The following is a 12,244-nucleotide window of genomic DNA, read 5'->3' as shown; positions in this document are numbered from 1 at the left end:
ACAGGAGACACAATGGCACGTCTAGCCGGCGTCGACATCCCGCGCGATAAGCGCGTGGAAGTTGCATTGACATACATTTACGGTGTTGGCCGTACGAGGGCCCTCAAGACCCTCGCCGACACTGGAATCGACGGAAACATCCGCGTCAAGGATTTGAGTGACGACCAGCTCGTCCTTCTTCGCGACTACGTCGAGGGCACCTTCAAGGTTGAGGGTGACCTCCGCCGTGAGGTTGCCGCCGACATCCGCCGCAAGGTTGAAATTGGCAGCTACGAGGGCATCCGCCACCGCAAGGGCCTGCCCGTTCGCGGTCAGCGCACCAAGACCAACGCTCGCACCCGCAAGGGCCCGAAGCGCACCGTAGCCGGCAAGAAGAAGGCGCGCTAGGCCTCGGCCTAGCCCGCTAACGCCTTTAGGATTCAGGAGAAATTCATGGCACAACCCAAGTCGGCCGTACGGAAGCCGCGTAAGAAAGAAAAGAAGAACATTGCTGTGGGCCAGGCCCACATCAAGAGCACCTTCAACAACACGATCGTGTCGATTACCGACACGACCGGTGCCGTCATCAGCTGGGCCTCGTCGGGCCAGGTTGGTTTCAAGGGTTCGCGCAAGTCGACCCCCTTCGCCGCACAGCTGGCCGCCGAATCGGCCGCCCGTCAGGCGCAGGAACACGGCATGAAGAAGGTAGACGTCTTCGTCAAGGGACCCGGCTCAGGCCGTGAGACCGCGATCCGTTCGCTGCAGGCCGCTGGCCTCGAGGTCGGATCGATCAACGACGTGACGCCCCAGGCTCACAACGGATGCCGTCCGCCCAAGCGCCGCCGCGTCTAAAGTACTCGCTGTCATCTCGACGGGCCCGGCACTTGATTGTTGCCGAGCCCCGTCGGGACTCTTTTCTTTCAACTTTTCACACCCTCGTCATTGCAAGTGTCATATAGCGGACACTTAGCCGAAAGGAATCAACAGTGCTTATTGCACAGCGTCCAACGCTCACCGAAGAGAACATCTCGGAGTTCCGTTCACGGTTCATCATCGAGCCGCTCGAACCTGGCTTCGGCTACACCCTCGGCAACTCGCTTCGCCGTACTCTGCTCTCCTCGATTCCGGGCGCTGCTGTAACCAGCATCCGTATCGATGGCGTGCTGCACGAGTTCAGCACCGTTCCCGGTGTGAAGGAAGATGTCACCGAGATCATCCTGAACATCAAGGGCCTCGTCGTCTCAAGCGAGCACGACGAGCCCATCACCGCGTACCTGCGCAAGCAGGGTGCCGGCCAGGTTACCGCCGCTGACATTTCGGCTCCGGCCGGCGTCGAGGTGCACAACCCGGAACTGGTCATCGCAACCCTCAATGACAAGGCGAAGTTCGAACTCGAACTGACCATTGAGCGTGGCCGTGGTTACGTCTCCAGCACCCAGAACCGCAACGAGTTCTCCGAAGCCGGCCAGATTCCGGTCGACTCGATCTACTCGCCCGTACTCAAGGTGACCTATCGTGTCGAGGCAACTCGTGCCGGTGAACGCACTGACTTCGATCGCCTCGTCGTTGACGTGGAGACCAAGTCGGCCATTTCGCCGCGCGACGCTATCGCATCTTCTGGTCGCACCCTGACCGAGCTGTTCGGTCTGGCCCGCGAGCTCAACACCGCCGCCGAGGGCATCGAGATTGGCCCAGCGCCGGTTGACGCTGTGCTCTCGACCGAGCTTTCGATTCCGATCGAAGACCTCGACCTGTCGGTGCGCTCGTACAACTGCCTCAAGCGCGAAGGCATCAACAACGTCAGCGAACTGGTCGCCCTGTCGGAGACGCAGCTGATGAACATCCGCAACTTCGGGCAGAAGTCGGTTGACGAAGTGAAGGACAAGCTCGTTGAGCTCGGCCTGTCACTGAAGGATTCGGTTCCCGGATTCGACGGTGCGCACTTCTACAGCGGCTACGAAGAAGAGACCAACTAAGGCTCGCGCTTCCCGCTGCCTTTCGATTTTTTGATACTGGAGATTACCAATGCCTAAGCCCACAAAGGGCCCCCGTCTCGGTGGCGGCCCGGCGCACGAGCGCCTCATGCTTGCGAACCTGGCCGCGGCCCTGTTCACCCACAAGTCGATCAAGACGACCGAGACCCGTGCCAAGCGCCTGCGTCCGCTCGCCGAGCGCATGGTGCAGTTCGCCAAGCGCGGCGACCTGCACGCCCGTCGTCGCGTTCTCGCGACGATCACCGACAAGACCGTCGTGCACGAGCTGTTCACGGTTATCGCCCCGCAGGTCAACGAGCGTCAGGGCGGCTACACCCGCATCACGAAGCTCGGTTTTCGCAAGGGTGACAACGCCTCCATGGTGCAGATGGAGCTCGTTCTCGAGCCTCTGACCCCCAAGGTCAAGCCCTCCAAGACCGCGACCGTTGCCGCGACCCCCATCGGGTCCGAGAACGTCGTTGTCGAAGACGTCGTTGCTGAAGACGTCGTGGCTGAAGACGCAGCTGTTGAAGACGTAGCCGTTGAAGACGCTGCCGTCGAGGCCGACAAGAAGTAGCACCACCATCGAAGGGGGGCCCGACGAAAGTTGGCCCCCCTTTTTTGCACCCCTTTTTCGCGAAAGTGGGTAAGCGGTTGCTTCAGCTAGCGTGAGGCATCCTTTCACCCGCTCTCGCGTGAAGATAGGGTTTAGATATGGGCGACTACACGACTTCACTGGCCGAACGCGTGGGGATTGTTGGGGCTCCCGTTCTTCCTGTGCATCCCGATGTCTCCTCGTGGCGTGCCGCCACCGGTGATGACATCGACGGTATCTGGCAGCTGCGCCAGGCCATGGGCGAGGTTGACCACCCCAACTACCTCACTGCCCGCGGTGCGATCGCCGCCGACTTCGGTTACTCTCACTTTCACGCTGAGCTCGACTCGCTCGTCGGCGTCGACGCGGCCGGCCGTATCGTTGCTGTCGCCATGGTCATGTTTCCGCCGCGCCAGGTGAGCCTGGTGCGCTCGATGCCGATCGGCGGGGTGCACCCGTCACTTCGCGGTCGGGGAATCGGTCGCCAGCTGTTGGCCTGGCAACTGGCGCGGGCGAAGCAGCAGCTCGCCTCGTCGCCGAAGACCCTCCCTGGCTGGATCCTGACCTACGCCGACGAACGCTCGCCGCAGAATTCACACCTGTTCGAGCACGCGGGCCTGACTCTGGCTCGCTACTTTCTCACCCTCGAACGTGCTTTAAATACCCCGGTGCGCGTCACCGAGCCCGCCGAAGGTATTCAAATTTCGGCATATACCTCCGATCTGTCGGCGGCGGTGCATCGCTGCCGCGACGATGCCTTCATGGACCACTGGGCCAGCCAGCCGATGAGCGACGAAAACTGGAACGCCTTCGTCGGCGGAAAATGGTTTCGCCCCGACCTGTCGTTCGTCGCGCACGCGACAGATGCCGAGGGTGTGGAGAAAGTCGTCGGCTTCGTACTGTCGACCGCGAACGAGAACGTCTGGGCCAGTCAGGGTTTCACCGGCAGCTATATTGACTTGGTCGGCGTTTTAAGCGCATGGCGCGGTCGCCATATCGCGCAATCTCTCCTGGCTGCCCAGCTTGGGGCAGGCCGTGTTTTAGGCCACGAGCGGGTGACTCTGGCGGTCGACTCCGCGAGCCCCACCGGAGCCCTCGGCCTCTACACCGGCATGGGTTTCGTGCCCACGCATCGCAAGATGGCTTACACGCAAGAGTTCTGATTCTCAGCCGGGCGGAGCCGCCCACATTCACGCGTGTACGGCTGCTGGGCGGTACGTCGTCGCTTGGTCTTGGCTCTCAGCGGGACGGCGGGACCGTGGGCGCGTCGGCGTCGCGCAGCAGCCAGCTCATGTCGGGCAGCGGCGGTCGTGCGGCCAGACGCTCCAGCGCCGCACGCACCTCGTCGGCGTAGAGCTGACCGCCGCGCGGGCCCGGATGAACGTGATCGCCGGCGAGCAGATCGAGGTGCCCGGCGATCGTGTCGTGCCAGTTGGCGAGCTCGACCCGCCTGTTGCCCGAAGCGAATTCGGCCAGGGTCGCGTTGACCCCGTCGGTCCAATCGCGTTCGGCGTAAGCGTTCACGAGCACGAGCTGCCGGTCCGGGCCGAGAATGCGCAGAATGTCGACCAGCTCACTCGCCGTGATCGGGCCGTTGGTGCCGAGCCCGATCACGACCACCGAATGCAACTGGCCAGCGGCCTTGAGCGCCAGCAATATGTCGTCAGCGGAATACATTCCGCGCGACACCGAAGCATCGATCGTGATGCCCGTGAGGGTGGACTGCAATTCGGGAGCCGAGGCGAGCATGACCGAGTCGCCGACAGCGGTGATCAGCCTCTCGGCCGGGGCCGGAGTTGCCGTGGCCTGGCGGGCCGCCTCGGCGGCCGCAGCCTGCGCGGCGGCGCGCGCCGCAGCATCCACTGCCCGTTGGCCGCGTTCGATGCGCAGTTGCACCGTGGTCTGGGCGGGGGCGGCCACGACAGCGGCCGTGGTGCCGCCGACCAGCAGCAACGAGAAAGTCGCGGCGGCCGCGACCAACCGGCGTCGATGCGCGGGGCCGGTCACGAGCGCACCGATCCAACGGATGCTGCCGCGCAGGCCGATTCGCCGGATCGGCTGCTCCAGCCAGCGGTAAGACAAGCCCGCGCAGACCAGGGTGATCGCTGTGGCGAGCAGCCCGATCGGCAGCAGGCCGCCGGTCGGCCACAGCAGCTGCACCAAAACGAGCAGCGGCCAGTGCCACAGGTAGATTCCGTAGGAACGTTCGCCGAGGTAGCGCAGCGGCGTCGCGTCGAGCAGCTGGCCGAATCGGCCGCCACGCACTCCGGCCCAGATGGCTAGTGCTGTGGCCAGGCTCACAGCGACGAGCCCGCCGCGGTAGGTGATGCCGCCGTCTTCGGGCAGCCAGATGGCGAACGCGATGATCGCCCCGATCGCAGCGGCGCCGAGCCAGGGCCGCAGTCGGGGCAGCTCGTTGCGTTGCCCACTGGGACGGCGCAGCAGCAGGGCGAGGGCGGCGCCGGCGAACAGTCCGAAACTGTGCGTGTCCGAGCCGTAGTAAACCCGGGTCGGGTCGGTCCCCGGCTGATACAGCACGCTCATCCAGATTGCGGAGGCGACGAATAGTGCGGTGACGATGGCGAGCCGCAGGCGCGGGCGGCGAAGGAGCAGTACGGCTAGCAGCATCAACGGCCAGACCAGGTAGAACTGCTCCTCGACGGCGAGCGACCAGAGATTGCGCAGCAGCTCGGGCTCGTTCACGCTGAAATAGCTGTTGTCCGTCGCGATCGACACCCAGTTATAACCGAACGTCGTGGCGCCGAGCAGCTGGGCGCCGAGGCCGACGAGAACATCACCGCCGATCAAAAATGCCACGGTGCAGCTGATCAGAATGACCGGTACGAGCGGCGGCACCAGACGCCGGGCGCGCCGCTGCCAAAACCGTCGCAGCGAGATGCGCCCGGTGCGGGTGTGCTCGGAGACGAGCAGGCCCGTGATGAGAAAACCGCTGATCACAAAGAAGACGTCGACGCCGATGAAGCCTCCGGGTAGCAGTACCGGAAAGAAATGGTAGAGCACGACGGCGATCACAGCGAGGGCACGCAACCCATCGAGACCGGCTAGACGGCCGCTGCGCGCGGCCGGTGTTGTGGCAGCCAGGGTCGGATTGTTGTCCGGCCCGATCACGGGTTCTTCGAGCACGGCGGCGCCGGTCGACGACGGAGTCCTCCCGGTAATGGGAGACGGTGCGACAGGGCGGGTCATGGGCAAGGTGAACATTCAGGTGCCACGCGCACGGGGGTCATGGCGGGGGCGGATTCAACGATAACCCGCACGCGCCGCCTAGGCTTACCCTTGTGAATCATTTTGTACCCCGCGCCGGTCATGCCGCGCCAGGGTCCACGCGCATCAGACTTGACCTCGCCTACGACGGCACGGATTTCACCGGCTGGGCCCGCCAGCCAGGCTTTCGCACCGTGCAGGCCGACATCGAAAACGGGCTCGCCGGAATTCTGCAAAGCTTTCCCCCGCACCCCACCCTGATCGTCGCCGGTAGAACGGATACCGGGGTGCACGCCCGCGGGCAGGTCGCCCATTTCGACCTCACCGCCGAGCAGGCACTCTCCCTCGTGCGCATCCAGCGCGGTACCGGAAATCGCCCGCCGGTCGACCTTGGCACCGCAGTGCTGCGCCGCCTCGGCGGCATCCTGGTGACCAAGCCCGACATCGTGCTGCGCCGCGCCACGGTCGTGCCCGGCGGTTTCGACGCCCGATTCTCGGCTATGTGGCGCCGCTACGAGTACCGCCTCGCCGACCCCCTCGCGCTGCACGACCCGCAGCAGCGACTGCGCACCACGTGGCATCCGTTTAAACTCGATTTGGCTGCGATGGACGCAGCGGCGGCGACCCTGGTCGGCCTGCACGACTTCGCCGCGTACTGCAAGCCCCGACCCGGTGCCACGACCATCCGCACCGTGCAGGACTTTCGCTGGCGGCGCGATGACGACGGGCTCCTTATCGCGACCATCAAAGCGGAGGCCTTCTGCCACAGCATGGTGCGCGCCATGGTCGGCGCCTGCGTTGCCGTGGGAGAGGGGCGACTCGACGGCAGCACCCTCGCGCACCTGCACTTCGACAAACACCGCATCAGCGAGTTCAAGGTGATGCAAGCGCACGGCCTGACGCTGATCGACGTCGGCTACCCGGAAGACGCCGAACTCGCGCTGCGCGCCGTCGCCACCCGCAACCGGCGGTCGCTGCCGGTCGCTGCCAAAGTTGCGCCCGCAACACTCTGAGACTAGTGTTTATCCTTGGTGCCTGTGCGTTGCAGCACGGCACCCGAACGTGAGCCCTCCATCGACAGCGTTCTCCTCACGAGAACACGCCCGGAGCGGGATTCACGAACACCTCCGTTCGAAAAAGCAGAAAGCAGCACACTAGTGACGCGCACTTACAGCCCCAAGGCAAGCGAACTCCAGCACGACTGGGTAGTCATCGATGCCACCGATATCGTCCTCGGACGTCTGGCCAGCCACGCGGCAATCCTGCTGCGCGGCAAGCACAAGGCCACCTTCTCACCGCACATGGACGGTGGCGACTTCGTCATCATCATCAACGCCGAGAAGGTTGCCCTTACCGGCAAGAAGCTCGACTTGAAGATCGCTTACCGCCACTCCGGTTACCCGGGCGGACTTACGGCGACGAACTACTCCGAGATGCTCGAGAAGCACCCGACCCGTGCGGTTGAGAAAGCGATTCGCGGCATGCTGCCGAAGAACTCGCTCGGTCGCACCCAGCTCACCCACCTGAAGGTTTACGCCGGTTCCGAGCACCCGCACTCCGCTCAGCAGCCCACGCCGTACACCCTCAGCCAGGTCGCGCAGTAGCGCCGGCAACCAGACTTCTCGACTCTTAGATAAAAAGGATTCCCATCATCGTGGCGAAGATCGCAGACCAGATTGACCAGGCTCCCGAGAGCTACTCCACCGAGACTCCGGCCGAAACCGTAACCAAGGCGCCCCGCGCCGTCCTCAACGTTCCCGGCGCAGCCGTTGGCCGTCGCAAGCAGGCCATCGCCCGCGTGCGCATCGTCCCCGGCTCCGGCACGATCGTTGTCAACGGCCGCGAGTTCGCCGACTATTTTCCGAACAAGCTGCACCAGCAGCTGATCAACGACCCGTTCAAGGTTCTTGACCTTCTCGGCTCGTACGACGTCATCGCCCGCATCACCGGTGGTGGCCCGTCCGGCCAGGCCGGCGCGCTTCGCCTCGGCATCGCGCGCTGCCTCAACCTGATCGACGAAGAGAATAACCGCGCCATCCTCAAGAAGAACGGCTTCCTCAGCCGTGACGCTCGAGTCAAGGAGCGTAAGAAGGCCGGACTCAAGAAGGCCCGTAAGGCACCTCAGTTCAGCAAGCGCTAACCCGATTGCCGACGACGATATGACTCGTCTGTTCGGCACGGACGGCGTTCGGGGCTTGGCCAACCGTGATCTCACGGCTGGCCTGGCCCTGAGCCTTGCCCAGGCCAGCGCCGCAGTGCTGACCAAGGGTCGTCGTGCTCAAGCACGCCTCGAACAGGGTCGAAGGCCCGTTGCTGTGGTCGCCCGCGACCCGCGAATTTCCGGTGAATTCTTGACGGCTGCCGTCTCGGCCGGCCTGGCCTCCAGCGGTGTCGACGTGCTCGATGCCGGAGTCATCCCGACGCCCGCTGCTGCCTTCTTGATCAACGACATCGGTGCCGACTTCGGTGTGATGATTTCTGCCTCACACAACGCGGCGCCCGACAACGGCATCAAGATCTTTGCCTTTGGCGGAACCAAACTTCCCGACGACGTCGAGGACCGCATCGAGTCCTACATTGGACGCGACACCCTGATGCCGATCGCCGGCGACGTTGGACGCATTCGTCGTTTCGCCGACGCCGAAGACCGCTACGTCGTGCATCTGCTCGGCACACTGCCGCACCGCCTTGACGGCATTCACGTCGTGCTCGACTGTGCCCACGGTGCCGCTGCCGGAGTTTCGCCGCAGGTCTTCACGGATGCCGGCGCTCGCCTCACCGTGATCGGCGCCAACCCTGACGGACTCAACATCAACGATGGCGTGGGGTCGACCCACCTCGACAACCTGGCGCGTGCCGTGCTCGAGCACGGTGCCGACATCGGAATCGCTCACGACGGCGATGCCGACCGCTGCCTCGCGGTGGACCGCGAGGGCAATATCGTCGACGGCGACCAGATCATGGCCATCCTCGCCGTGTCGATGGCCGAGCGCGGTGTGCTCAAAGACCGTACGCTCGTGGCCACAGTCATGAGCAACCTCGGCTTGCGCAAAGCGATGGCAGCCAACGACATCGCCATGGTGCAGACCAAGGTCGGCGACCGGTACGTGCTCGAGGAGCTTAACGCCCACGGGTATTCGCTCGGCGGTGAGCAGAGCGGCCATGTCATCATGACCAAGTTCGCGACGACCGGCGACGGCATTCTCACCGGGCTGCACCTCGTGGCCGAAATGGCGCGCACCGGTAAAACGCTCGCCGAACTCGCATCCGTTATGACGGTCTATCCGCAGATTCTGGTGAACGTGCGTGGAGTGAACCTCAGGGGTCTCGCTGATGATCAGATTATTGCTGACGCTGTCGTGGCCGCGGAGACCGAACTCGGCGACACCGGTCGGGTGCTGCTGCGCCCTTCTGGCACCGAGCCCATGGTGCGCGTCATGGTGGAGGCTGCTGATCAGCCGACCGCCGACCGTCTGGCGCACTCCCTCGCCGACGTAGTGCGCGACCGTCTGGCCCTGTAGTTTCGGTGCACCGGGTCCGGACCCCGAAACCAAGCCCATGCTCTATCGGGGGCACCGTTTCCAGGCCCGCTCCCCGGTCGCAGCGGACCGGAGATTTGTCGGGTCAGACCTTGCGCAGGAGCACCTTCGAGACGGCGTGCGTGGGGTCCTTTCGCAGCACGAGTGTCGCCCGCGACCGGGTTGGGCGAATGTTCTGCAGCAGGTTGGGCTCGTTGATGCTGGTCCAGATGCTGCGCGCCTTGGCGCGGGCCTCGTCCTCCGTTAGAGCGGCGTAACGGTGAAAGAACGAGTTCGGGTTCGCGAACGCGCCGCGTTGCAGCTTGAGAAAGCGTTCCTCATACCAGCGGGCGATGTCCTGGGTGCGGGCATCCACATAGACCGTGAAGTCGAACAGGTCGCTCACTGCGAGGCCGTGGCCCGGCCCGGGCGGCTGCAACACGTTGAGGCCCTCCACAATGAGAATGTCCGGCTGGCGCACAACGATCTGCGCGTCGGGCACGATGTCGTAGCTCAGGTGCGAATAAAACGGCGACCGCACCTCGGGGGCACCGCTCTTGACCGCGCTCACGAAGCGCAGCAGGGCCCGTCGATCGTAAGACTCGGGAAATCCCTTGCGTTCCATCAGCCCACGGCGAGAAAGCTCGGCGTTAGGAAACAGAAAACCGTCGGTCGTGACGAGCTCGACCCGGGGGGTGTCGTCCCAGCGGGCCAGCATCTCCCGCAGCAAACGCGCGGTGGTCGACTTGCCGACCGCGACCGAACCGGCTACTCCGATCACAAACGGAGTAGGGCGGGCGTGCTGACTGAGGAACCCGCTCGTTGCCCGATGCAGTTTGCGCGCGTTCGCCGCGTAGAGATTGAGCAGCCTACTTAGCGGAAGGTAGACATCCGACACCTCGTTGATATCGAGCGGCTCGCCGAGGCCTCGCAACTGCACAATCTCGGTCTCCTTGAGCGGCAGCAGCGTGGTCGGCGCGAGAGCCGCCCAGTCGGCTCGGTCAAGCTCCACGAAGGGGGTACCGTGGCCGTTCATTACAGGGGCCAGCACCGGATCGGACATTCCACCAAGCTTAGTCCGGCTAAAATCGACTTCCATGTGCGGAATCGTAGGTTATGTCGGAAGCAACAAGACCGTAGACGTACTCGTGGGAGGGCTTGGACGACTCGAGTATCGCGGCTATGACTCCGCGGGTATCGCAGTGATTGACGAGTTCGGGGTACTCAACACGGCCAAGAAAGCCGGCAAGCTCGTAGCCCTCACCAACGAGCTCAAAGCCCACCCAATCAACGACGGCAGGACCGGCATCGGTCACACCCGCTGGGCTACCCACGGTGGCCCCAACGACGAAAACGCGCACCCGCACCTCGGCGACAACAACAAGCTCGCCCTCATCCACAACGGCATCATCGAGAACTTTGCCGAGCTGCGGGGCGAACTGCTCGCTGAGGGCTTCACCTTTTTGAGTGAAACTGACACCGAGGTGGCCGCTGTGCTGCTCGGCCGCGAATACCGGCGCGTCGGCGACCTGGCCGAGGCTTTTCGCACCGTCGTCGCCCGCCTCGACGGCGCGTTCACGCTGCTGGCCGTGCACCAGGACCAGCCCGGCGTTGTAGTCGGCGCCCGTCGCAACTCCCCGCTCGTCATCGGCCTCGGCGACGGTGAAAACTTTCTCGGCTCCGATGTGGCCGCGTTCGTCGAATACACCCGCCGCGCCGTCGCAATTGGCCAGGACCAGATCGTCACCATCACAGCGGATGCCGTCACCGTCACCGATTTCGACGGTCACCCGGTCGAAACCGAGGAGTTCGACGTGGCCTGGGACGCCTCGGCGTCGGAGAAGGGCGGCTGGTCGAGTTTCATGGCCAAGGAAGTTTCTGAGCAGCCGGATGCCGTCGCCAACACCCTGCGCGGTCGCATCATCGACGGGCACGTTGCCGTTCCCGAACTGACGGCATTCGGCGATGACGTGCTCGCCGGCATTCGTCGGATCGTCATCATCGCCTGCGGAACCGCCGCCTACGCCGGCCAGGTCGCAAAGTACGCCATCGAAAAGTGGGCGCAGGTTCCCGTTGACGTCGAGCTCAGCCACGAGTTCCGCTATCGCGACCCGGTGCTCAGCGACGACACCCTGGTGGTTTCGATCAGCCAGTCCGGTGAGACCATGGACACGCTCATGGCCGTCAAGTACGCCATGTCGCTCGGTGCCAAGGCGATCTCGATCTGCAACACCCAGGGCGCGACCATCCCGCGCGAGAGCGACGCCGTTATTTACACCCACGCCGGCCCTGAGGTTGCCGTGGCCTCGACCAAGGCCTTCGTCGCGCAGATCACCGCGCTCTACCTGTTCGCGCTCCACCTGGCCCGAGTGCGCGGCAGTCTCACCGAGGCCGAGCAGGCCGTGCAGGTTGCCGAGCTGCAGGCGATTCCGGCGAAAATCGAGACCGTTCTGAAGGTTGAAGACGAGGTACGCCAGTTGGCTCGTTGGATGAGCGACACTCGTGCTGTGCTGTTCCTCGGGCGCCACGTCGGTTTTCCGATCGCGCTCGAGGGTGCGCTCAAGCTCAAGGAGCTCGCCTACATTCACGCCGAAGGCTTCGCCGCCGGTGAGCTCAAGCATGGTCCGATCGCGTTGATCGAGCCCGGCCAGCCGGTGTTCGTCGTGGTACCGAGCCCGCGCGGCTCCGCGCACCTGCACCCCAAGGTCGTCTCCAACATTCAGGAGATCCGCGCCCGCGGTGCCCGCATCATCGCCATCGCCGAGGTCGGCGACGCCGCCGTTCTGCCGTTCGCCGACACCGTCATTCGCATTCCACTCGCGGCGCCGCTGTTCGAGCCGCTGCTGGCCGTGGTGCCGCTGCAAATGTTCGCCATGGAACTCGCCACTGCCAAGGGCCTCGACGTCGACCAGCCGCGAAACCTCGCGAAATCTGTCACGGTCGAATAGCCCGCA

12 protein-coding genes are annotated in these 12,244 nt (G+C 64.3%); 10 read left to right on the top strand and 2 right to left on the bottom strand.

Annotated features, from left to right (window positions below; translation table 11 throughout):
- Positions 1–12 precede the first annotated feature (12 nt).
- From rpsM to CXY73_RS11780, 5 genes are all read left to right on the top strand, one after another.
- Entirely contained in the window at positions 13–387 is a 375-nt protein-coding gene (rpsM, locus tag CXY73_RS11800; protein ID WP_092449488.1) for a 30S ribosomal protein S13, read from the top strand.
- 45 nt (positions 388–432) lie between these two features.
- Positions 433–831: a 30S ribosomal protein S11 gene (gene rpsK / locus CXY73_RS11795; protein WP_035834641.1), complete on the top strand. Its 399-nt coding sequence runs from the start codon at positions 433–435 to the stop codon at positions 829–831.
- A gap of 134 nt (positions 832–965) precedes the next feature.
- Positions 966–1,955 (top strand): DNA-directed RNA polymerase subunit alpha, encoded by a 990-nt coding sequence (locus CXY73_RS11790; RefSeq protein ID WP_092339419.1) that lies wholly within the window; start codon positions 966–968, stop codon positions 1,953–1,955.
- Between the two features lie 49 nt (positions 1,956–2,004).
- Positions 2,005–2,529 (top strand): 50S ribosomal protein L17, encoded by a 525-nt coding sequence (gene rplQ / locus CXY73_RS11785; RefSeq protein WP_104177813.1) that lies wholly within the window; start codon positions 2,005–2,007, stop codon positions 2,527–2,529.
- 137 nt (positions 2,530–2,666) lie between these two features.
- Entirely contained in the window at positions 2,667–3,710 is a 1,044-nt protein-coding gene (locus tag CXY73_RS11780; RefSeq protein ID WP_104177812.1) for a GNAT family N-acetyltransferase, read from the top strand.
- 76 nt (positions 3,711–3,786) lie between these two features.
- On the opposite strand, the gene CXY73_RS11775 is transcribed toward CXY73_RS11780, so the two are convergent.
- A complete protein-coding gene (locus tag CXY73_RS11775; RefSeq protein WP_104177811.1) occupies positions 3,787–5,754 on the bottom strand; it encodes an acyltransferase family protein in 1,968 nt (655 codons plus the stop codon).
- A 92-nt stretch (positions 5,755–5,846) separates the two neighbouring features.
- Between CXY73_RS11775 and truA the strand changes: the two genes are divergently transcribed.
- The 4 genes from truA (at position 5,847) to glmM (ending at position 9,293) form a co-directional block, all read left to right on the top strand.
- Positions 5,847–6,785 carry a tRNA pseudouridine(38-40) synthase TruA gene (truA, locus tag CXY73_RS11770; protein ID WP_104177810.1) on the top strand — a complete coding sequence of 313 codons (939 nt, stop codon included), beginning with the start codon at positions 5,847–5,849 and terminating at the stop codon, positions 6,783–6,785.
- Between the two features lie 144 nt (positions 6,786–6,929).
- Positions 6,930–7,376 carry a 50S ribosomal protein L13 gene (gene rplM / locus CXY73_RS11765; RefSeq protein WP_092449498.1) on the top strand — a complete coding sequence of 149 codons (447 nt, stop codon included), beginning with the start codon at positions 6,930–6,932 and terminating at the stop codon, positions 7,374–7,376.
- Between the two features lie 50 nt (positions 7,377–7,426).
- Complete coding sequence (rpsI, locus tag CXY73_RS11760; RefSeq protein WP_092107287.1) at positions 7,427–7,912, top strand: 30S ribosomal protein S9; 486 nt, start codon at positions 7,427–7,429, stop codon at positions 7,910–7,912.
- 19 nt (positions 7,913–7,931) lie between these two features.
- Entirely contained in the window at positions 7,932–9,293 is a 1,362-nt protein-coding gene (gene glmM / locus CXY73_RS11755) for a phosphoglucosamine mutase (RefSeq protein WP_104136400.1), read from the top strand.
- Positions 9,294–9,396: 103 nt separating this feature from the next.
- Here the strand turns inward: glmM and coaA are convergent, their stop codons facing one another.
- Positions 9,397–10,353, bottom strand: coding sequence for a type I pantothenate kinase (gene coaA / locus CXY73_RS11750; RefSeq protein ID WP_199184311.1), 957 nt, complete (start codon positions 10,351–10,353; stop codon positions 9,397–9,399).
- Between the two features lie 34 nt (positions 10,354–10,387).
- On the opposite strand from coaA, the gene glmS reads away from it, so the two are divergent.
- Positions 10,388–12,238, top strand: coding sequence for a glutamine--fructose-6-phosphate transaminase (isomerizing) (gene glmS, locus CXY73_RS11745; protein ID WP_104177809.1), 1,851 nt, complete (start codon positions 10,388–10,390; stop codon positions 12,236–12,238).
- Positions 12,239–12,244 lie beyond the last annotated feature (6 nt).

This window comes from Cryobacterium sp. Y50 (assembly GCF_002929805.1).
Lineage (GTDB): Bacteria > Actinomycetota > Actinomycetes > Actinomycetales > Microbacteriaceae > Cryobacterium.
This window is presented reverse-complemented; position numbering and strand designations above follow the sequence as displayed.

Bases quoted from the DNA above. Each gene is read 5' to 3' on its own strand.
- CXY73_RS11775 (WP_104177811.1), bottom strand. From the start codon at position 5,754: ATGACCCGCCCTGTCGCACCGTCTCCCATTACCGGGAGGACTCCGTCG.
- rplQ (WP_104177813.1), top strand. From the start codon at position 2,005: ATGCCTAAGCCCACAAAGGGCCCCCGTCTCGGTGGCGGCCCGGCGCAC.
- rpsK (WP_035834641.1), top strand. From the start codon at position 433: ATGGCACAACCCAAGTCGGCCGTACGGAAGCCGCGTAAGAAAGAAAAG.
- CXY73_RS11780 (WP_104177812.1), top strand. From the start codon at position 2,667: ATGGGCGACTACACGACTTCACTGGCCGAACGCGTGGGGATTGTTGGG.
- glmM (WP_104136400.1), top strand. From the start codon at position 7,932: ATGACTCGTCTGTTCGGCACGGACGGCGTTCGGGGCTTGGCCAACCGT.
- glmS (WP_104177809.1), top strand. From the start codon at position 10,388: ATGTGCGGAATCGTAGGTTATGTCGGAAGCAACAAGACCGTAGACGTA.
- coaA (WP_199184311.1), bottom strand. From the start codon at position 10,353: ATGTCCGATCCGGTGCTGGCCCCTGTAATGAACGGCCACGGTACCCCC.
- rpsM (WP_092449488.1), top strand. From the start codon at position 13: ATGGCACGTCTAGCCGGCGTCGACATCCCGCGCGATAAGCGCGTGGAA.